The sequence below is a fragment of the Dactylosporangium sp. NPDC051484 genome, assembly GCF_040689395.1.
In the GTDB taxonomy this organism is placed as follows: domain Bacteria; phylum Actinomycetota; class Actinomycetes; order Mycobacteriales; family Micromonosporaceae; genus Dactylosporangium.
The window spans coordinates 182108-200780 of record NZ_JBFAZX010000007.1 but is presented as its reverse complement, the minus strand read 5'-3'; the positions used below and the strand labels follow the sequence as shown (position 1 = coordinate 200780).

The following is an 18673-nucleotide window of genomic DNA, read 5'->3' as shown; positions in this document are numbered from 1 at the left end:
CCGGCTTCTCCGCGGCAAATCTGGTATTGGCGCCAATAGGTTTATGGAAACCTATTGGCATGACCATTGATTCGGTACCCACAGGTGCGCCGGCCGGCGCGGCCGGACCTGAATCACCCTCACCGGCAGCACCGCGCTCGCCGAAGAAAACAGCGCGGCTGAAGCTGCGCATCGCCCGCGTCGAGACCACCGACACCATGGAGGACCGATGACCAACGCACTGACCCGCCGACACCTGCTCGCAGCCGCGCTCGCCACCGGGGTCGCCGTGCCGCTCGGCGCCGGACGCGGGTGGGCGGCCCCGGCCGCACCCGGCCCGGCACGGCTCACGCTGCCCCAGCCCACCGGGCCGCACCGTGTCGGCACCGTGTCGCTGCACCTCGTCGACGGATCCCGCCCGGATCCGGTCGCGGGACCGGTGCGCAGGCGCGAACTGATGGTCAGCGTCTGGTATCCCGCCACCCGGGACGCCCGGCGTCACCCGGTGGCGCCGTGGATGGCCGCAGCCCCGATGCGCGCGCTGCTCGCGTCCGCTGGGTTCGACGCCGACGCCGTGGCGGCGCCCCTCACGGCCGGCCATGAGGGAGCCGCGGCACTGCGGGCGCCCGGCCGGCTGCCCGTGATCGTCTTCTCCCACGGCAACGCAGGTCACCGTTCCGAGGCCACGATCGTGGTCCAGGAACTCGCCAGCCACGGCTACGTCGTGGTCACGGTGGATCATACGTACGGCGGGTTCAGCGAATTCCCCGACGGCCGGCTCGCCGTCCCCGTCGACGGTGTGCGGTTCACACCATGGGACCACGCCCACGACATCCAATTCGTCCTCGACCGCATCGAGGACCTCGCCGCCGGCCGCAACCCCGACGTCGAGCACCGTCCGCTGCCGGCCGGCCTGGGCGCCGCGCTCGACCCTCGTCGCATCGGCATGTTCGGCTGGTCGAAGGGCGCGACCGCGACCGCGCTCGTGATGAACCAGGACCGGCGCGTCCGCGCCGGGCTCAGCTTCGACGGCCCGATGCAGTCGTTGCCACCGGTCGCCGATCTCGACCGGCCCTTCATGCTGATGACCGCGCGGTTCACCCGGGCCGCCGAGCCGAGCGTCGAGCAGTTCTGGTCGCGCCTGCACGGATGGCGGCTCAACGTGCGGGCCGACGGCGCGATCCACACTTCGTACTGCGACCACCAGTGGCTGATCCCGCAACTGGCGAGAATCATCGGGATGAGCGACGAGGAACTCGTCGACTGGATCGGCACGCTCAACCCGGCCCGGGCGGTGCGAATCCAGCAGGCGTACCCGCTCGCGTTCTTCGACCTGCACCTGCGCCACCAGCGGCAGCGCCTGCTCGAAGGCCCGGCTGCGGCCTTCCCGGAGGTACAGTTCATCGCCTGAGGCGCCTCGGGCTTGCGAGCCCCGCGGTGATGCACTCCCTACGACCGGCCGGCGCCGACCCCGGTCGCCGGCCGGTCGGCTTCGACCTGCCGCGCGCCGCCGGACCCTGCAGCGCGGGCTGGAGTTTTTCGACCACCTGGCCGCCCGCCCGTGAGCGGCCCGCGTCCACGCTGCCGCTGTGACGGGCAGGGGTGACGATGGCAACGGCCCTCCCGCCGACACGAGTGACGAACACGCGATATTCTTGACTCACTCCAGAAAAGTGGGCGAGACTCTCACCCGTGCGCACTACCCTCCGTGCCGTCAGGCCGAGGTGAGGTGCGCCCACATCGTCACCGGGGCTTGTGCCCCGTCCCCGGCCGTTGGCCGGCCGATCGCTGCATCCGACTGCGAGCCATAGGAGAGCAACGTGGCAAGTGAGAACAACGGCGTCATCTCGGGCGAAGCTCCCGCCAGCTCGGCGCGGGCCCGGTCCAACCGGGACTGGTGGCCGAACCAGCTGGACGTCAGCGTGCTGCACCAGAACCCGCCCGCGGGCGACCCCCTGGGCGCGGACTTCGACTACGCCGAGGAGTTCAAGTCCCTCGACCTCGCCGCCGTCAAGGCCGACATCAACACGTTGCTGACGACGTCGCAGGACTGGTGGCCCGCCGACTACGGCCACTACGGCCCGCTGTTCGTCCGGCTGGCCTGGCACGCCGCGGGCACCTACCGCATCACTGACGGCCGCGGCGGCGCGGGCTCCGGCGACCAGCGCTTCGCGCCCCTGAACAGCTGGCCGGACAACGCGAGCCTGGACAAGGCGCGGCGGCTGCTGTGGCCGGTCAAGAAGAAGTACGGTCAGAAGCTCTCCTGGGCCGACCTGCTGGTCCTGTCCGGCAACGTCGCCCTGGAGTCGATGGGCTTCAAGACGTTCGGCTTCGCCGGCGGGCGCGCGGACGTCTGGGAGCCCGAGCAGGTCAACTGGGGCAACGAGGACACCTGGCTCGGTGACGAGCGCTACAGCGGCGACCGCGAGCTGGCCAAGCCGCTCGCCGCCGTGCAGATGGGCCTCATCTACGTCAACCCGCAGGGGCCCAACGGCAACCCGGACGCGCTGGCCGCCGCCCGGGACATCCGGGAGACCTTCCGCCGCATGGCGATGAACGACGAGGAGACCGTCGCGCTCATCGCCGGCGGGCACACGTTCGGCAAGGCCCACGGCGCCGCCCCCGACACCAACGTCGGCCCCGAGCCCGAGGGCGCCCCGCTGCAGGAGCAGGGCCTGGGCTGGAAGAACGCCCACGGCTCCGGCAAGGGCGGCGACACCATCACCAGCGGCCTCGAGGGCGCGTGGACGCCCACCCCGACCGCCTGGGACAACACCTTCTTCGAGACGCTGTTCAGCTTCGAGTGGGAGCAGACGACCAGCCCGGCCGGCGCGACGCAGTGGGCCCCGACGGACGCGGCCGCGGCCGACCTGGTGCCCGACGCGCACGACCCGGCGAAGCGCCACGCGCCGATGATGCTCACCACGGACCTCGCGCTGCGCGTGGACCCGATCTACGAGCAGATCTCGCGCCGCTTCTACGAGAACCCGCAGGAGTTCGCCGACGCGTTCGCCAAGGCGTGGTTCAAGCTCACGCACCGCGACCTGGGGCCGGCCACGCGGTATCTCGGCCCGGAGGTCCCGGCCGAGCCGCAGCTGTGGCAGGACCCGGTCCCGCCGGTCAAGCACGAGCTGATCGGGGCCGAGGACGTCGCCGCGCTCAAGGCCACGATCCTCGCGTCCGGCCTGTCGGTCTCCGAGCTCGTCGCGACCGCCTGGGCGTCGGCGTCGACGTTCCGCGGCACGGACAAGCGCGGCGGGGCGAACGGGGCGCGCATCCGCCTCGCGCCGCAGCGGGAGTGGGAGGCCAACGACCCGGCGCAGCTGGCGCGGGTGCTGGGCACCCTGGAGCGGATCCAGCAGGAGTTCAACGCCGGCGGCAAGCAGGTGTCGCTCGCCGACCTGATCGTCCTGGCCGGTTCCGCGGCCGTCGAGCAGGCCGCGCAGGCCGCCGGCGTCGAGGTCGAGGTCCCCTTCACGCCGGGTCGCACCGACGCGTCGCAGGAGCAGACCGACGTGGAGTCCTTCGCCGTGCTGGAGCCCACGCACGACGGGTTCCGCAACTACCTCGGCAAGGGTCACCGCCGCCCGACGGAGCAGCTGCTCATCGCCCGGGCCCAGCTGCTGAGCCTGAGCGCCCCCGAGGCGACGGTGCTGGTGGGCGGCCTGCGGGTGCTCGGCGCGAACACCGGGCAGTCGCAGCACGGCGTGTTCACCGCCCAGCCGGGCGTGCTGAGCAACGACTTCTTCGTCAACCTGCTCGAGCTCGGCACCACGTGGACGCCGACCTCCGACGACGAGGAGACGTTCGAGGGCCGCGACGCCACGGGCGAGCTGAAGTGGACGGCCACCCGCGCCGACCTCGTGTTCGGCTCCAACTCCGTGCTGCGCGCCCTGGCCGAGGTCTACGCCAGCGACGACGCGAAGGAGAAGTTCGTGCGTGACTTCGTCGCCGCCTGGACCAAGGTCGTGGACGCCGACCGGTTCGACGTGGCCTGAGTCGCCTGATCCGAACGCACGGGGCGCCGTGCGAGCCGCCACCCGGCCGGCTCGCACGGCGCCCTCTTTCCGGGCCCGGCGCGGGGCCGCGGCCGCAGCGCGAGTGGTTTACGGGCGGGCCGCCTCGGCGGCCGGGGCCGGGGAAGTCGGGGCTGCGGCAGACGGGTGCACGGAGGAAGCTGACGGGGCCGAGATCGGCGGGCGGCGGCGGTGCAGCAGCAGTGCGGTCAGGCCGCCCGCCAGCAGGCCCCAGAAGGCCGAGCCGATGCCCAGGATCGTCATGCCCGACGCGGTCACGACGAACGTGACCACCGCGGCCTCGCGGCCCTGCGGCTCGGTCACCGCCGTCGCCAGGGACGAGCCCAGGGCCGGCAGCAGGGCCAGGCCGGCCACCGCGATCACCAGCAGCGGCGGGGACAGCAGGACCAGGGCCATCGCCAGGGACGCGCCCAGGCCCAGGGCCAGCTGGCCGCCGCCGAGGGCGACCGTGGCGATCCAACGGCGGCGCGGGTCGGGGTGGGTGTCGGGGCCGGCGGTCAGGGCGGCGGTGATCGCGGCCAGGTTGACGGCGTGGCCGCCGAACGGGGCCGCGACCGCGCTGGCGAGACCGGTCGCCACGAGCACGGGGCGCAGCGGGGGCGTGTATCCGTACGTCGCCATGACCGCCATCCCGGGCACGTTCTGCGCCGCCATGGTGACCAGGAACAGCGGCACCGCGATGCTCACCACCACGGAGAGGTTCAGCGTCGGAAGGGTCAGCACCGCCGCCGGGCGCAGCTCGGCACCGGACAGGCCGCCGACCGGGCCGTGCACGGCGATCGCGATCACGGCGGCGAGCAGGGCGCCCGGGACGGCCCACTGCCTGGCGTAGCGGAACAGGACGGCCCAGGCCAGGATCACCGGCGTCGCCAGCAGCGGCAGGTCCACCACCGCGCGCACCGGGGCGGTGCAGAGGCTGAGGATGACGCCGGCGAGCATCGCGCCGGCGATCGGGCGCGGGATGGCGGCGATGGCCCGGGCGAGCCAGGGCGACAGGCCGGCGAACACCATGAGCGCGGCGCTGACCAGGAACGCGCCCACCGCGGCGGGGAAGCCCCCGGGCACGTGGCCGGTCGCGACCAGCAGGGCCGCGCCAGGGGTCGACCAGGCGATCGAGATCGGCATCCGGTATCGCAGGGCGAGGCCGATCGCCGTCACCGCGATCCCGAGGCACAGGGCGAGCAGCCCGGAGGCGGCCTGGGCGGGGGTGGCGCCCACCGCGCGCAGGCCGGCCAGCACGACGGTGAACGAGCTCGCGTAGCCGACGACGGCGCTGACCAGGCCGGCCAGGATCGGGGGCAGGATCCCGCGGTACCGCATCAGCGCCTCTCGACGATCGTTCCGTAAACGGAACGCCACAATAGCCGGATGGACGCAGGCGGGACAAGCCGGATCGATCCGGCGGTGGGCGAGCGGCTGCGGCGGCTGCGCGCGGCGCGCGGGATGTCGCTGTCGGCCCTGGCCCGCTCCGCCGGCATAGGCAAGGCGACGCTGTCGGGGCTGGAGCACGGCACCCGCAACCCCACGCTGGAGACGCTCTACGCGGTCGCGGGGGCCCTGGAGGTACCGCTGACGGCTCTTGTCCTTGCCCCCGGCGAGCCGCCGGGCGCGGCCGCGGACGTCCGCGGGGCGGCGGTGACCGCGACCCTGCTGGAGGTCTTCGAGGAGCCGGGCGCCACGTTCGAGCTGTTCTGGCTGCGCGTACGCCCCGGCGTCGTGCAGCACTCGCCCGCGCACGCGGCGGGAGTGACCGAGCATGTCACCGTGCACCAGGGCGTGCTGCGCGCCGGCCCCGGCGAGGCGCCGCTGGTCGCGCGGGCCGGGGAGCACGTCGTGTGGCGGGCCGATGTGCCGCACGTGTACGCCACGGTCGGCCCCGACGAGGTCGTCGCCAACCTGCTGATCCGCTCGCCGCGCTGAGCGACGCGGACGCGGGCGCGGCCGGCCGGCTCCTGGTCTGCGCGGCCCCGGCCCTTTCCGCTGCCGCCGGGTCCCCCGTATGCTCCCGGCAAGTGACGCTCGTGCTGAAGCTGTTGCTCGCGCCGATGCTGGTCGTGGCCTCCTCCGCCGCGGGCCGCCGCTGGGGTCCGCAGGTCTCCGGCGTGCTGGTCGCACTCCCCATCGTCGCCGGCCCGATCCTGCTGATCACCTGCCTGGACCACGGCCCCGCCTTCGGCGCACGGGCGGCCGCCTCCGCGCTGCTCGGCCTGGTCTCCCTACTGCTGTTCGTGGTCGTGTTCGGGCACGCGGGGCGGCGGCTGCGGTGGCCGGCCGCGCTGGTCGTGTCGTGGGCGGCGTGCCTGGCCGCCGACGCCGCCCTGGCCCGGCTCGCGGTGCCGCCGCTCGCCGGTGCGGCACTGGTCCTGGCGGCGGCTTGGCTGGCGGCGCGCGCCCTGCCCCGGGACGAGACCCCGACGCCCCGGCACGACGCCGGGACGGTCCGGACGGCCGCGGCGGCCCTACCCCCGGCCCCCGCGCGGGCGAACCCGTGGTGGGACCTGCCGGCGCGGGCCGTCGCCACGGCAGTGCTCGTACTCGTCGTGACCTGGGCCTCGGCGGCGATCGGCCCGGCGGCGACCGGGGTGCTCGCGCCGTTCCCGATCGCGACCAGCGTCGTCGCGGCGTTCGCGCTGGCCCGGGACGGCTCGGCCGGCGCCGTGCGAATGCTGCGGGGCGTGCCGGGCGGCCTGGTCGGCTTCGCCGTGTTCTGCCTGATGGTCGCGCTGCTGGTGGAGCGGCTCGGCACGTACGGCGCCTTCGGCCTGGCGCTGCTCGTGACGCTCATCGCGCAGCTGGCCACGCTGTACGCGATCGCCCGCTACCGCCCGGCCCCAGCGTAGGGCGCGCACTCCTGGCCGCCGGATTGACCGCCCGGCGGCGTCACCGGTGGTGGATCAGGCTGCCGTAGTCGTCCTCGGTCAGCATCTCCAGCGTGAGGGCGCTGTCGGCCCGCGGCACCTCCAGCGGGCGCCCGTCCTGCACGAACCGCACCCCCACCACGTCGGCGCGGGCCGCGAGGGTGCACACGATCTGGCCGTACGCCAGGATCTCGTCGTTGCGGATCGGGTTGTCCCGGGCCAGCCCGACGATCGCCGTGCCGTTGTGCAGCTGCACCCCGCTGATGATGCTGGTGCCCACCAGGGCGCTGTCCAGGCCCTCGTCGCGCTCCTGCGGCGTCGGGCCGGCCATCAGGTCCTCGAGCTGCCGCTGCGGCGACGGCGCGGCGACGACGCGGCGGTCGACGGCGACGAGCTGGTTGTCGCGCACCAGGAACAGCCGCTCGACGGCGGCGCCGGCCGAGGGCGGCGGGCCGGCGATCGGGCCTTCATACGAGCCGACGACCACGGACGGCTGGATCGGCCGCGGTTCCCTGTCGGTGGGGACCCCGCACCCGCCGAGCGGGAGGCAGACGGCGAGGAAGGCCGCGCACAGCAGGCGGGCCCTCACCGTACGCCCGGAAGCTCGATACGGAACCGCGCGCCGCCACCGGGCCGGTCCAGCACCCGCACCCGCCCGCCGTGCGCGGCCACGTGCTGCGCCACGAGGGACAGGCCCAGGCCCGTGCCGGCGTCGTTGCCCCGCGCGCCCGACGAGCGGCCGCGGACGAACCGGTCGAAGATGACCTCGCGCTCGGCCGGGTTGACGCCGGGGCCCTCGTCGTCGACCTCGATCACGCCGTCCGGGCCGTGCGCCTCGACGCGCACCGCGATCGGACCGCCGCCGTGCGTGACCGCGTTGTCCAGGAGGTTGACCAGAACCTGCTCGATCCGGCGGCGATCCACGGTCCAGCGCAGCCACTCGCCGTCGGCGCCGGCCCATCCACTGCGGACGATGTCGGGCGACAGGCCGCGGCGCTGCACCGCGCGGCGGGCGAGCTCGCCCATGTCGACGGGCGCGAGCTGGGCCGGCAGGTCGCCCCGGGAGAGCTCCAGCAGGTCGTCGACGAGCGACTGGAAGCGGCCCAGCTCCGCCACGACCAGCCCGGCCGCGGTCGCGGTGCGCTCGTCGAGCTGGTCCCGGCGCCGCTGCAGCACGCTGGCGGACGCGGCGAGGGTCTGCAGCGGCGAGCGCAGCTCATGGCTGACGTCGGCGGCGAAGCGCCGGTCCCGCTCGATGCGCCGGGACAGCTGGTCGACCATCTCGTTGAACGACGTCGAGAGCCGCTCCAGGTCGGGGTCGGTGGCCGGGTCGAGCCGGGCGCTGAGGTCGCCGGCGGTGATGCCCTGCGCGGCGTCGGCGACCGAGCGCAGCGGGCGCAGCACGTGGCGGGTGGCATACCAGCCCAGGCCCGCCCCGGCCGCGGCCACCGCGGCGGCGACCAGGGTCAGCACCCAGCCGAGGGTCCGCAGCGTCTGGTCGAGCTCGCGCAGGTAGTCGATCTCGTACAGCGCCGTCGCGGGCGTCAGCAGGATGCCCACGACCACCGCCGGCACCCCGTCGATGTGCACCCGCTGGATGCCCTGGCCGCTGTTGCTCACGAGGCGCTGCAGGCTCTGCGGCACGGCGGTGGCCGTCCCGCTGTCGGCGTTGCGCGCATACCAGTGGCCGAGGTGCTGCACGAGCACCCGCCGGTTGCCCCCGGTGTCCAGCGTGCGCAGCATCGCGGCGATGTCGGGCCGCTCGGCGTTGAGCCCGGCGGAGACGACCCGCGAGTCGAAGGTCGCCGAACGCACGGCCGAACGCTCCCGGCCGTTGATCAGCGCACTGCGCGTGATCTCGTAGGAGACCAGCGCCATCGACACCGACAGCGTGAGCGCGCCGGCCGCGAAGCCGGCCACGACCCGGGTCCGCAGCCCCGCCCGCCACCGCGTCATTTCTGCAGCTTGTACCCCATGCCGCGCACGGTCACGAGGTACCGCGGCTGCTTGGAGTCCTGTTCGATCTTCTGCCGCAGCCGCCCGACGTGGACGTCCACCAGCCGCTCGTCGCCGATCTCGTACTCCCACACCCGCTGCAGCAGCTGCTGGCGGCTGAGCACCTGCCCGGGGTGCTCGCCCAGCTCGCACAGCAGCCGGAACTCGGTGCGGGTCACGGCCACGGGCGTGCCCTCGATGCGCACCTCGCCGGCCTCAGGGAGGATCTCCATGTCGCCGAAGACCATGGTGGACATCGCCTGCACGGTGCGGCCGCGGCGGCGCAGGGCGCGCAGGCGGGCCGAGAGCTCCTTCACCGCGACCGGCTTGACCAGGTAGTCATCGGCGCCGGCCTCGAGCGCGGCGACGATGTCGTGGGTGTCGTCGCGGGCGCTGATCACCACGATCGGCACGTCGTCGCTGCGGCGCAGCTGCCGGATGCACTCAAACCCGTCGACGCCCGGCAGCATCAGGTCGACGAGCACCGTGTCGGCGGGATCGTCGCGCTGTGCCACAAGGCCCTCCTCCGCGCTCGCCACGCCCCGGACGACGTATCCCTCGTCCTCCAGCGCGAGCGAGAGCGAGAGCCGAATCCGGTCGTCGTCCTCGATCACCAGCACGCCTGCCATAGGACGCATCATGCCGTCCGAGCGGGGCCGGCTACCACCGGGTGGACCCGCCGACGGCAAAGTCACACAAGTGTCACAGTTCTGGGAAAGGTTCTCCACATCGCATCCGAACGCTGGACACGTTGCCGCAACGACGGGAGACGTGACATGTACAGCGGCACGGCGGACCCGGCCTCCGGCACGGTGGAGGTCGTGATCACGGAGGAGCTCGACGCCGCCTCGGTACCGCGGTTCTCCGTGCTGCTCAACGAGGCGGCCGACAAGCACCCGGAGCATCTGGTCGTCGACCTGGCTCGGTGCCCGTTCATCGACGCCTCGGCGATCGGCTTGCTGCTCGACGTGCACCGCCGGGTGTGGTCCGCGGGCGGCCGGCTCACGCTGCGCTCCCCCGGCCCGCGCGTGGCCCGGACGCTGCGGCTGGCCCGGGTGGAGCACGTGCTGCTCGTGCAGTGACGCGGGACGATCCCGAGGCGTCGCGTGTCGCCGGTTGACGCACCATCTTCCCGCGGTCAGCGTCACGGGATCGGGCTATGCGGCGACGTTCACGGGGTGAGCCTCGGCGATGTCACGGTCGCGGCGTCCCATGGCCGTCCTCGCCGCGGCAGAGCGCGTCGCCGAGCTCCGTGCGGTAGTACAGCACCGAGCGGCCGGCGCGGCGGCGGCCGGCCAGGCCCGCGTCGCGCAGGACCCGCAGGTGGCCGCCGGCCGAGCCGAGGGTCTGGCCGGTCAGCGCCACCAGCTGCGTGGTGTTCTTCGGCGCGGCGAGCAGCGTCAGGATCCGGGCACGCGCCGGGCCGATGAGGCGGGCGAGGGCTTCCGGGGCCGCGACATCCGGGTCCTGAGCGAGCCAGCCCGTGCACGGATAGACGATCGCGTGCACGTCCCCCGGCTCCTCCCAGGCGACCCAGCCACGGTAGGCGGTGACGGGGACGAACAGCAGCCGGCTGCCGGTCACGTCGCGGGGCGGATGGTCATTCGCGCTGATCTGCAGCCGCCCGTCGCCGAGCCAGCGCATGCCGGGGCGCATCCGCTCGAGCACGGCCGCCCAGCCGCCACTGCCCAGCCGCTCGGTGCGGGCCACGATGTCGGCCTCGAACACCCGGCGGCGGCGCGGCCAGCCCGGGCGGATCGTGTGCCGCCACACCCAGTCCAGCAGCTCGACGGCCCGCTCGACGAGCCCGTCGGCGCGCAGGACCGGCGCCAGCGGGCGCTCCAGCGTCTCGAGGATGTCGCGGCGGGCCTGCTCGTCGGTGGTGCCGGCGACCCGGGCGAGCTCGTCGGTGAACCGTGGCGCGTCGCCCCGCGGCGGTTTGACCAGGAAGTCGGCGATCCAGCCCGGCCGGATCGCGTCGCGCAGGAACGGCAGCGCGAACGGGTCGCCCGCCCACCGCGCCCGAAACGCCGCCCGGTGCTCGGCCAGCCAGTCCCGCTGGCTCGGCGACACGCGGTGCAGCCCGTTGAGCGCGACGAGGCAGCCGATCGTCTCGGCCATCGGCGACACGACGAACCGCCCGCCGGCCAGCACGTCGGCGTCGATCCGCCAGACACCCATGTTTCGCCTCCACGCGAAAGCTTACGGCGCGGCGGGCGGTGAGCCGCAGACTGCCGGTCATGCGCACGTACCGCGAGCTGTTCGCCACGCCCGAGTTCCCGGCCCTGTTCGCCACCGTCTCCGCCCAGGTCGCGGCCGGCACGGTGAGCGGCATCGCGCTGGCGACCCTCGTCTACGGCGCGACCGGGTCGCCGCTGCTGTCCGCGCTGAGCCTGTTCGGCTCGTCGTTCGCCCAGGTCGTCGGGGCCGCGACGCTGCTGTCCGCGGCCGACCGTGTCCCGCCGCGCGCCGCCCTGGCCGGCCTCGCCGCCTTCACCGGCCTCGCCACCGCCTGCCTGGCGCTGCCCGGCCTGCCGGTCGCCGCGGTCCTCGCGATCGTGCTGGCCCAGGGCCTGGCCGCGTCGATCGGCGGCGGCGTCCGCTTCGGGCTGCTGGCCGAGATCCTGCCGGCCGACGCGTACCTGCTGGGCCGTTCCCTGTTGAACATGTCCATCGGCGCCGTGCAGATCGCGGGCTTCGCCGCCGGCGGTGCGCTGCTCGCGGCCTTCTCCCCCGCGGCGGTACTGCTGGCCGGCGCCGCCCTGAGCCTGCTCGCCGCGCTCGTGGCGCGCCTGGGCCTGACCGCCCGCCCGCCGCGCGCCACCGGCCGGGCGTCGATCCGCGCCACCTGGCTGGGCAACCGCGTCCTGCTGTCCTCACCGGCCCGCCGTGCCGTCTACATTGGACTGTGGGTGCCCAACGGCCTGATCGTAGGCTGCGAGGCGCTGTTCGTGCCGTACTCCCCCACGGCCGCCGGCGCCCTCTTCGTGGCCGCCGCGGCCGGCATGCTGGCGGGCGACGCCCTGGCCGGCCGCGCCCTCCCGGCGCGCTGGCGCCGCCCGTTCACCACGCCGGCACAGTTGCTGCTCGCGGTGCCCTATCTGGCGTTCCTCGCGCGCCCGCCGCTGCCCGCCGCGCTCGTCCTCGTGGCGGTGGCCTCCGCCGGGTACTGTGGCAGTCTCCTGCTGCAGGACCGCCTCGTCGAGCTGACCCCGCCCGATCTGCGCGGCCACAGCCTGGGCCTGCACAGTGCGGGCATGTTCACGATGCAGGCGGTCGGCGCGACCCTCGCCGGCGCGATGGCGCAACTGGTGTCCCCGGCGACCGCGATGGCGGTCATGGCGGCGGCCTCGATCCTGGTTTCCGTGCTGCTGGCGCCCCGGCTGCGGCGCCCGGCCTCAGACCGGGACTCGGACGCGGGCCCGGGCGCGCGTGCCGCGGCTCAGGCCAGCGTCGCGGCCAGCTGAGTGCCGCGTCGCCTGGTGCGACCAGCAGAAAGCACGGCTCGGCGGTCCGCGGGCGCCGGGCTCCGCTCACGCCGCGCCGGCGAACGCCGCCCCGGGCGAACGCCGCCGCGCGGGCCGGGGCCGCGGTCAGTTGAGCGCCGCGACGCCGGGGGCACGGCCCTGGGATCTGCGGGCGCCGGCGCAAGCCGGCCTCCACACGAACCGCGCCCCCGCGTGGTACAAACCACTGCGGGCCGCGTCGGTGCGACGTGGGTGGACCCGACCCGGATGGCGCCCGCGCCGACTCGCGCCGACGGGAAGCGGGCGCGCGGCGTCTCGTTCAGCAGCGCGGCCACCTCGGGACAGGCCACGGAGACCACATCATGGCCGGCGTGGGTCAGCACCCCCGCCGAGAAGCCCGCCGACGCCGCCCGGGCCAACGTATCCCCGATCTCAACCCCTCAGGAGAGACCAATGGTCCGCAGGTTCGTGCTCACCGGCGCGCCCGGCGCCGGCAAGACCACCATCGCGCACGCGCTGCGCGGGCTCGGGCACCTCGTCGTCGACGAGGCGGCCACCGACGTCATCGCCGAGACGCCCGAGCTGGAGGCGGACGGGCCCGCGTTCCTGGAGCGGATCGTCACGGTACAGAAGGCGCGGCAGCTCGCGGCGCGCGGTGCGGTGCAGGTGTTCGACCGCTCGCCGGTCTGCACCCTGGCCCTGGCCGTCTACAGTGGACTTGCACCGGCCGGGGCGCTGGCCAGGGAGGCCGCGCGGATCGAGCGCGAGCGCACCTACGAGCGGCGGGTGCTGTTCGTGCGTCTGATGGGGTTCGTGACGCCGACCGCGGCCCGCCGGATCAGCCTCGCCGAGTCGCAGCGCTTCGAGCGCATCCACGCCGAGGTGTACGGCGACCTCGGCTACGAGCTGATCGAGGTGCCGCCGGCCCCGCTCGCGCAACGGGTGGCCCAGGTCGCCGGGCTCATAGCCGCAACCGGCTGACCAGGGACGTCAGCACGGTCAGCGGCCTGTTGCCGAGCTGACACATCGTCACAGGTCAACCTTATGCCGGGTCCAAGTTCGCGCCAAGTCCAGGCCCGCAAGCTCCTTCCTGTCCGGCCCGGCACACCCCGCCGGGCGAATCCAGTCTCCAGACAGGGAGTAGAACATGATCAGGTCCAGGACGCCGCTCGGTGTCGCCGGTACCGTTGCCGCGGTCGGTGCGTCGCTGGCGTTCGGCGCGGCACCGGGCTACGCGGACGGCGCTGCGCGGCCCGGCATCGCATACGGCTGGGGCATCAACAACTTCGGCCAGGCCGGTGCCGGTACGACTGTGTACCAGTACAACACTCCACAGCGGACAGTCCTGCCCGACGGCGTCGCGCAGCTGCAGAGCGGCGGCCGGGCCGGCTACGCCCGGCTCGCCGACGGGCGGCTGCTGTCCTGGGGATACAACCTCAACGCCGCCCTCGGCAACGGCTCGACGATGGCGAGCACGCGCTCCACCCCGGCGCCGGTCCTGGGCATCGGCGGCACGGGCACCCTCACCGGTGTCGTCGACGTCTCGGTACACATGGAGAGCGCGATCGCGGCGGTGCTGGCCGACGGGACGGTGGTCGCCTGGGGCTCGAACGTCAACCGGCAGCTCGGCGACGGCTCCACGGCCAGCGTCCGGGCCTTCCCCGAGCGGGTGCTGACCGCCCCGGACACCCCGCTGACCGGCGCGGTGGACGTCGAGTCCGGGGTCGAGGCGAGCTACGCGCTGATGGCGGACGGCACCGTCACCGCCTGGGGCGCGGTGAAGTGCGACGGCGCACTGGCGGGCACCACGCAGTACGCGACGGCCGTGGCCGGGCTCACCGACATCCGGCAGATCGCGGTCGCCGGTGGGGTGGCCCTGTTCCGGCGCGCCGACGGCGCGGTGCTCTCCTGCGGCGGCGAGGGGCCCACGCTCGGCCGGCCGTTCGGCAGGCTGAACTCGCCGACCTCTGCGTACGTACCGGTCCAGGTCACCGACCTCGGCCCGGGCAGCGACGTGGTCGACATCTCGATCAGCGCGGCGGCGACCGCGCTGACCGGGGACGGCCGGGTGTACCTGTGGGGCGACAACGTGCAGAACCAGCTCACCCCGCTGGGCGTGCCGGGCAACGTGATGGTGCCGACGGAACTGGTCCGGCCGGCCGGCGAACCGAAGATCGTCGACGTCGAGAACGACAACTCGCCGACGACGTACGCGGTGCGGGCCGACGGCTCGATGCTGGTGTGGGGGCAGAACCAGTTCGGCATGGCCGGGATCGGTACGACCGGCACGAACGTGAACACCCCGACCGTGCTCAGCGTCCCGGGCCGCGCCTTCGCCGGCGTCGCCGCCTCGAACTGGAGCGTCCTGGCGGTCACCGTTCCGGCGGTGTGACCGGCACCCGCCGGTGCGACACGCCGCCCCACCCGGGCTCATCGGCCCGGGTGGGGCGGTCGCCGTCAGCCGGCCACGTGGCAGGCGGCGGACAGGGTCAGCTGGGTTGCGGGACTCGGAGCCGGACGCAGTGCTTGGGCGGGTTCGGGGCGCCGATGGCCCACGCGCAGGCGGTGCCCCACGCCGTACCGGTGACCCTCGTGGCCGGCAGGCTGTCGATGGGGGTGTACTGGGAGCAGTTGCTGAAGGTCGACGTCGGGGTGGCGTTGAGGATCGTGCCGGAGCCGCAGGTGGGGCCGGAGAACGTCAGCCAGGACTGGATCGAGCGCTGTCCGACCGACGCCTTGTCGTCCCAACCGAAATAGTCGAGGCCGACGTTGCCGACGGTGATCCAGGCACCCCAGTCCTCGCCGCCGTCGTAGTGCTCGCTGGCGTCGTAGTAATGCCAGCGCGCACCGTTGCCCTCGGTGCGGATGAACTCGTCGGTGTAGGACGAGGGCACGTCGATGACGTTGCAGTTGGTCTTGTTGTTGTGGGCGGTGGAGTCGCGGCACAGGACGGCGGTGATGGCGTTGGTCGAGGTCGGCAGGCCGGTGACCTGCACCGTGGTGCCGTTGCCGCAGGCCCAGTGCTCGGTGGTGGCGGCCGCGGTCCACTTGACGTAGGCGCACTTGCCGTCGGCCACGGTGTCGCTGACGTTCAGGACGAAGGCACGCGCACCGAGCGCGTCCCAACCGTTCGCCACCAGCTTCGCGCCCGGCACGTCCAGAGTGACCTGGATGCTGGTGCCGCCGGTGTACTTCCAGGAGCCGGACCATCCGGTGCCGGACGGACTGGCGAGGGCGGGCTGGGGTGCGATCGCCACCGCCGCCGCGACCGTGGCCGCGACGACGAGGACCCGTGTGAGTTTCATAGCCAGCGATTCTGCGCAGTGACACAATGAGACGCTCGTAAATGTCATTGTTGCGACGCAAGCGAACCCGGGGCCTGAGCCGGAGCCACGGGCTATGTTTCGGGGATGGTTCAGGCTGTCGAACGCTTCCCGTCCGCGGTACTCACCAGCGAGCGGCTGGTGCTGCGCTCGTTCACCGCCGCCGATGCCCCCGACGTGCACGAGGCGTGGCAGGACGAGGCGTTCGTGCGCAACGCGCCGGTCGGATACCCGTACGCGGCGGCGGACCTGCCGACGGCGGTGTCCTGGTGTACCAGCGGCATCGAGCAGCGGCGCCTGGACGGCGCGGGCGTCGGGTTCGCGCTGCAGCCGCGCGCGGGCGGGCGGCTCGTCGGGCACGTGTCGCTGTTCAACGCCGACTGGACGGCGCGTTCGGCGGAGATGCACTACTGGACGGCGCCGTGGGCGCGCGGCCTCGGCTACGCCGCCGAGAGCGCCGCCGAGGTGGCCCGCTGGGCGCTGACCGAGATCCGCTTCGAGCGCATCCACCTGCAGGCCGACACCCTCAACGCCGCTTCGCGGCGGGTCGCCGAGGCGGCCGGGTTCCGCTTCGAGGGCGTGCTGCGCAGCCTGGCGCCGACCCGGGCGGGGACCCGGGCCGACATGGCCGTCTACAGCCTCATCCGGGCCGACCTCCAGCAGGCCCCGTAGCCGAGCTCCGGCCGATCGCTAAGGCTTGCGCGCCAGGCCGCCGTACACCGCGACCTGGGTGTCGGTGGCCGACGCGTTGACGTCGGCGTCCGGGCGCCACTTGGTCACGATCGGCAGGCCCGGCTCGACCAGCTCCAAGCCGGTGAAGAAGCGGGAGATCTCCTCGTGCGAGCGGACCTGCATCGTGACGCCCTGCTTGGCGTAGATCGCCGCGACGCGCTCCCACGCCGTCGCGTCGAAGTCGCCGGTGAGGTGCGACAGCGCGAGGTAGCTGCCGGAGGGCAGGGCGTCGACGAGCCGCTGGACGATCTCGTACGGCCGGTCGGCGTCGCCGACGAAGTGCATGATCGCGATGAGCAGCAACGCCACGGGCTGGTCCAGGTCGATGGCCTCGCGCAGCTGCGGCGCGCAGAGGATGCGATCGACGTCGCGCAGGTCGGCGTCGACGTATTCGGTGCGCCCCTCCGGCTTGCTGGTCAGCAGCGCGCGGGCGTGGGCCAGCACGATCGGGTCGTTGTCGACGTAGACGATCCGCGAGTCCGGCGCGACCGCCTGCGCGACCTCGTGCACGTTGGGCGACGTCGGGATGCCGGTGCCGATGTCGAGGAACTGCCGCACGCCGCACTCCGCGGCGAGGTGGTCGACCACGCGGCGCAGGAAGTTGCGGTTCTCCCGGGGCGGGATACGGCTGCTCGGGTTGGCCTTCAGCCCCGCCTCACCGGCGGCGCGGTCGACGGGGAAGTTGTCCTTGCCGCCGAGCAGGTAGTCGTAGACCCGGGCCGGATGGGGCCGGTCGGTCTGCAGGTCGATGGGCGCGTGGGTCGCGTCCGGCTTGGCCTTCATCCACTCGGCGCCTGACATGTCCGCTCTCCGCACGTTTGTTTCCGCCTGGGTTCCCCGTCCGGATCGGATCATATGCCTTCGCCAGGCCGGCGGATGACGGCGGCGCCTACCGGCGGCCCGCCCTCGCCGCGCGGGTAAGCAATCCCAGAACTCGCCGTCGGGGCGGGCCGTGGGGTCGGGGTGGGGGTCGGGGTGCCTGCCGCGCTCCCGGGCGCGCGGCTCGACCCGGCGGATCTTGCCCCAGATGCTCTTCGCACGTTGCGACTGCTCGCGGGGGAGTGTTATTTTCGGTCGAGCCCCGTATGGGCCTACGCATGGAGGTAGCGGCTTTCCAGCCCTAGTAGGACCGGCATTTGCCGGTACCTGATCGCAGACTCTGACATCCGCCTGATCGCAGGTGAAGTCCGCGTCTGCCCTGCGTACGGCTTGCGAGGTGCCATCGTGCCTGTCCTCGGCTGGTAAATCGTCCTCCATCTTTACGCAAAGGATGGGGATTGCATGACGGAGACGTACGCGAACTTCGACGTCAACGAATTTCAGCGTCGAATCATCGAGGAGTTCCGCGAAAACGGCGGCAAAGTCGGCGGGATGTTCCAGGACGCCACGCTGGCGTTGTTGACCACCACCGGCGCACGGACCGGCGAGGAGCGCACGGTGCCGCTCGGCCATCTGGAGGTCGACGGGAAATCGGTCGTCGTGGCCTCGGCCATGGGCGCCCCGAACCATCCGGCCTGGTACCACAACATCCGGCACCACCCGGCGGTGACCGTCGAGGTCGGCACGGACAAGTACCGCGCGATGGCAGCCATCCCGGACGGCGACGAGTACGAGAAGCTGTGGGCCAAGGTGGTGGAGCAGGCACCCGGCTACGGTGACTACCAGGCCCGGACGACCCGCCGGATCCCGATCGTGGTGCTGCACCGGCTCGACCCCGAGCCGGGCGCCGAGCGGGTCAAGGGCATGGGCGACTGGTTGGTGGAGGTGCACGACTGGCTCCGCAACGAGCTCGCCGAGCTGCGCCGCCAGGTTGACGAGGCCCTCTCGGCCGGCGACGGCGTCACGCCCCGGCTGCCCGCGCTCGAGCTGGGTGAGCAGATGCGGGCGCGTTGCCTGACCTTCTGCGGCGCGCTCAACCGGCACCACGTCGGTGAGGACATGGCCGTCTTTCCCACGCTGGCACGCCAGTTTCCAAGCTTGCGGGCGGCGCTCGAGAAGCTCGCAGAGGAGCACAAGGTCGTGGCCCGCCTGCAGGGCGAGATCCAGCGGCTGGTCGGCGACCACGATCCCGCGACCGGCGACCCGCAGCTGCTGCGCGACGAGTTGGACCGGCTCACCGCGCAGCTCGACGGGCACTTCCGCTATGAGGAGGCGACCATCGTCGAGGCGCTCAACGCCACCGCGATGGCGCCCGACTACTCGTGACCTGGATGCCCTGAACCGGGTCGAGAGGCTGCAATCGACCACGGTCACCGTCCGGCGCGGCTTGGCGATCGAGCCGG

18 protein-coding genes are annotated in these 18673 nt (G+C 73.4%); 11 read left to right on the top strand and 7 right to left on the bottom strand.

What is annotated here, in order from left to right:
• Nucleotides 1-59: 59 nt before the first annotated feature.
• The 3 genes from AB0367_RS15845 (at nucleotide 60) to katG (ending at nucleotide 3977) form a co-directional block, all read left to right on the top strand.
• Nucleotides 60-212: a hypothetical protein gene (locus AB0367_RS15845; protein ID WP_366227011.1), complete on the top strand. Its 153-nt coding sequence runs from the start codon at nucleotides 60-62 to the stop codon at nucleotides 210-212.
• Entirely contained in the window at nucleotides 209-1390 is a 1182-nt protein-coding gene (locus AB0367_RS15840) for an acetylhydrolase (RefSeq protein WP_366227010.1), read from the top strand. Before AB0367_RS15845 ends, AB0367_RS15840 begins: the two co-directional genes overlap by 4 nt.
• A gap of 409 nt (nucleotides 1391-1799) precedes the next feature.
• A complete protein-coding gene (gene katG, locus AB0367_RS15835; protein WP_366227009.1) occupies nucleotides 1800-3977 on the top strand; it encodes a catalase/peroxidase HPI in 2178 nt (725 codons plus the stop codon).
• Nucleotides 3978-4085: 108 nt separating this feature from the next.
• On the opposite strand, the gene AB0367_RS15830 is transcribed toward katG, so the two are convergent.
• Entirely contained in the window at nucleotides 4086-5336 is a 1251-nt protein-coding gene (locus tag AB0367_RS15830; protein ID WP_366227008.1) for a benzoate/H(+) symporter BenE family transporter, read from the bottom strand.
• 48 nt (nucleotides 5337-5384) lie between these two features.
• Here AB0367_RS15830 and AB0367_RS15825 point away from each other — a divergent pair, with 48 nt between their 5' ends.
• Nucleotides 5385-5936, top strand: coding sequence for an XRE family transcriptional regulator (locus tag AB0367_RS15825; RefSeq protein WP_366227007.1), 552 nt, complete (start codon nucleotides 5385-5387; stop codon nucleotides 5934-5936).
• A gap of 92 nt (nucleotides 5937-6028) precedes the next feature.
• The gene (locus tag AB0367_RS15820) at nucleotides 6029-6856 is read left to right on the top strand and encodes a hypothetical protein (protein WP_366227006.1); all 828 of its coding nucleotides are present in this window, start codon (nucleotides 6029-6031) and stop codon (nucleotides 6854-6856) included.
• A gap of 40 nt (nucleotides 6857-6896) precedes the next feature.
• On the opposite strand, the gene AB0367_RS15815 is transcribed toward AB0367_RS15820, so the two are convergent.
• From AB0367_RS15815 to AB0367_RS15805, 3 genes are read right to left on the bottom strand one after another with little or no spacing between them, the layout of a single operon-like run.
• Nucleotides 6897-7463, bottom strand: coding sequence for a GerMN domain-containing protein (locus AB0367_RS15815; protein ID WP_366227005.1), 567 nt, complete (start codon nucleotides 7461-7463; stop codon nucleotides 6897-6899).
• A complete protein-coding gene (locus AB0367_RS15810) occupies nucleotides 7460-8830 on the bottom strand; it encodes a HAMP domain-containing sensor histidine kinase (protein WP_366227004.1) in 1371 nt (456 codons plus the stop codon). The genes AB0367_RS15815 and AB0367_RS15810 overlap by 4 nt, the downstream gene beginning before the upstream one ends.
• On the bottom strand, nucleotides 8827-9498 hold the full coding sequence (locus AB0367_RS15805; protein WP_350558091.1) for a response regulator transcription factor: 672 nt from the start codon (nucleotides 9496-9498) through the stop codon (nucleotides 8827-8829). Before AB0367_RS15805 ends, AB0367_RS15810 begins: the two co-directional genes overlap by 4 nt.
• Before the next feature lie 147 nt (nucleotides 9499-9645).
• Here AB0367_RS15805 and AB0367_RS15800 point away from each other — a divergent pair, with 147 nt between their 5' ends.
• Nucleotides 9646-9951, top strand: coding sequence for an STAS domain-containing protein (locus tag AB0367_RS15800; protein ID WP_366227003.1), 306 nt, complete (start codon nucleotides 9646-9648; stop codon nucleotides 9949-9951).
• A gap of 112 nt (nucleotides 9952-10063) precedes the next feature.
• On the opposite strand, the gene AB0367_RS15795 is transcribed toward AB0367_RS15800, so the two are convergent.
• Nucleotides 10064-11050, bottom strand: a complete 987-nt coding sequence (locus AB0367_RS15795) for a winged helix-turn-helix domain-containing protein (protein WP_366227002.1) — start codon at nucleotides 11048-11050, stop codon at nucleotides 10064-10066.
• A 59-nt stretch (nucleotides 11051-11109) separates the two neighbouring features.
• On the opposite strand from AB0367_RS15795, the gene AB0367_RS15790 reads away from it, so the two are divergent.
• The 3 genes from AB0367_RS15790 to AB0367_RS15780 all read left to right on the top strand — a co-directional run bounded on the left by AB0367_RS15790 (nucleotide 11110) and on the right by AB0367_RS15780 (nucleotide 14728).
• Entirely contained in the window at nucleotides 11110-12336 is a 1227-nt protein-coding gene (locus AB0367_RS15790; RefSeq protein ID WP_366227001.1) for an MFS transporter, read from the top strand.
• Nucleotides 12337-12789: 453 nt separating this feature from the next.
• Nucleotides 12790-13317, top strand: coding sequence for an AAA family ATPase (locus AB0367_RS15785; RefSeq protein ID WP_366227000.1), 528 nt, complete (start codon nucleotides 12790-12792; stop codon nucleotides 13315-13317).
• Between the two features lie 166 nt (nucleotides 13318-13483).
• Nucleotides 13484-14728 (top strand): hypothetical protein, encoded by a 1245-nt coding sequence (locus AB0367_RS15780; protein ID WP_366226999.1) that lies wholly within the window; start codon nucleotides 13484-13486, stop codon nucleotides 14726-14728.
• Nucleotides 14729-14825: 97 nt separating this feature from the next.
• On the opposite strand, the gene AB0367_RS15775 is transcribed toward AB0367_RS15780, so the two are convergent.
• The gene (locus tag AB0367_RS15775; protein ID WP_366226998.1) at nucleotides 14826-15641 is read right to left on the bottom strand and encodes a hypothetical protein; all 816 of its coding nucleotides are present in this window, start codon (nucleotides 15639-15641) and stop codon (nucleotides 14826-14828) included.
• A gap of 105 nt (nucleotides 15642-15746) precedes the next feature.
• Here AB0367_RS15775 and AB0367_RS15770 point away from each other — a divergent pair, with 105 nt between their 5' ends.
• Entirely contained in the window at nucleotides 15747-16331 is a 585-nt protein-coding gene (locus AB0367_RS15770; RefSeq protein ID WP_366226997.1) for a GNAT family N-acetyltransferase, read from the top strand.
• Nucleotides 16332-16349: 18 nt separating this feature from the next.
• On the opposite strand, the gene AB0367_RS15765 is transcribed toward AB0367_RS15770, so the two are convergent.
• Nucleotides 16350-17192 (bottom strand): SAM-dependent methyltransferase, encoded by an 843-nt coding sequence (locus AB0367_RS15765; RefSeq protein WP_366226996.1) that lies wholly within the window; start codon nucleotides 17190-17192, stop codon nucleotides 16350-16352.
• Between the two features lie 480 nt (nucleotides 17193-17672).
• Between AB0367_RS15765 and AB0367_RS15760 the strand changes: the two genes are divergently transcribed.
• Nucleotides 17673-18596 carry a nitroreductase/quinone reductase family protein gene (locus AB0367_RS15760; protein ID WP_366226995.1) on the top strand — a complete coding sequence of 308 codons (924 nt, stop codon included), beginning with the start codon at nucleotides 17673-17675 and terminating at the stop codon, nucleotides 18594-18596.
• Nucleotides 18597-18673 lie beyond the last annotated feature (77 nt).

Bases quoted from the DNA above. Each gene is read 5' to 3' on its own strand.
- AB0367_RS15760 (WP_366226995.1), top strand. From the start codon at position 17,673: ATGACGGAGACGTACGCGAACTTCGACGTCAACGAATTTCAGCGTCGA.
- AB0367_RS15800 (WP_366227003.1), top strand. From the start codon at position 9,646: ATGTACAGCGGCACGGCGGACCCGGCCTCCGGCACGGTGGAGGTCGTG.
- AB0367_RS15765 (WP_366226996.1), bottom strand. From the start codon at position 17,192: ATGTCAGGCGCCGAGTGGATGAAGGCCAAGCCGGACGCGACCCACGCG.
- AB0367_RS15770 (WP_366226997.1), top strand. From the start codon at position 15,747: ATGGTTCAGGCTGTCGAACGCTTCCCGTCCGCGGTACTCACCAGCGAG.
- AB0367_RS15785 (WP_366227000.1), top strand. From the start codon at position 12,790: ATGGTCCGCAGGTTCGTGCTCACCGGCGCGCCCGGCGCCGGCAAGACC.
- AB0367_RS15780 (WP_366226999.1), top strand. From the start codon at position 13,484: ATGATCAGGTCCAGGACGCCGCTCGGTGTCGCCGGTACCGTTGCCGCG.
- AB0367_RS15790 (WP_366227001.1), top strand. From the start codon at position 11,110: ATGCGCACGTACCGCGAGCTGTTCGCCACGCCCGAGTTCCCGGCCCTG.
- AB0367_RS15825 (WP_366227007.1), top strand. From the start codon at position 5,385: ATGGACGCAGGCGGGACAAGCCGGATCGATCCGGCGGTGGGCGAGCGG.
- AB0367_RS15810 (WP_366227004.1), bottom strand. From the start codon at position 8,830: ATGACGCGGTGGCGGGCGGGGCTGCGGACCCGGGTCGTGGCCGGCTTC.
- AB0367_RS15830 (WP_366227008.1), bottom strand. From the start codon at position 5,336: ATGCGGTACCGCGGGATCCTGCCCCCGATCCTGGCCGGCCTGGTCAGC.
- AB0367_RS15795 (WP_366227002.1), bottom strand. From the start codon at position 11,050: ATGGGTGTCTGGCGGATCGACGCCGACGTGCTGGCCGGCGGGCGGTTC.
- AB0367_RS15775 (WP_366226998.1), bottom strand. From the start codon at position 15,641: ATGAAACTCACACGGGTCCTCGTCGTCGCGGCCACGGTCGCGGCGGCG.
- AB0367_RS15805 (WP_350558091.1), bottom strand. From the start codon at position 9,498: ATGGCAGGCGTGCTGGTGATCGAGGACGACGACCGGATTCGGCTCTCG.
- AB0367_RS15845 (WP_366227011.1), top strand. From the start codon at position 60: ATGACCATTGATTCGGTACCCACAGGTGCGCCGGCCGGCGCGGCCGGA.
- AB0367_RS15840 (WP_366227010.1), top strand. From the start codon at position 209: ATGACCAACGCACTGACCCGCCGACACCTGCTCGCAGCCGCGCTCGCC.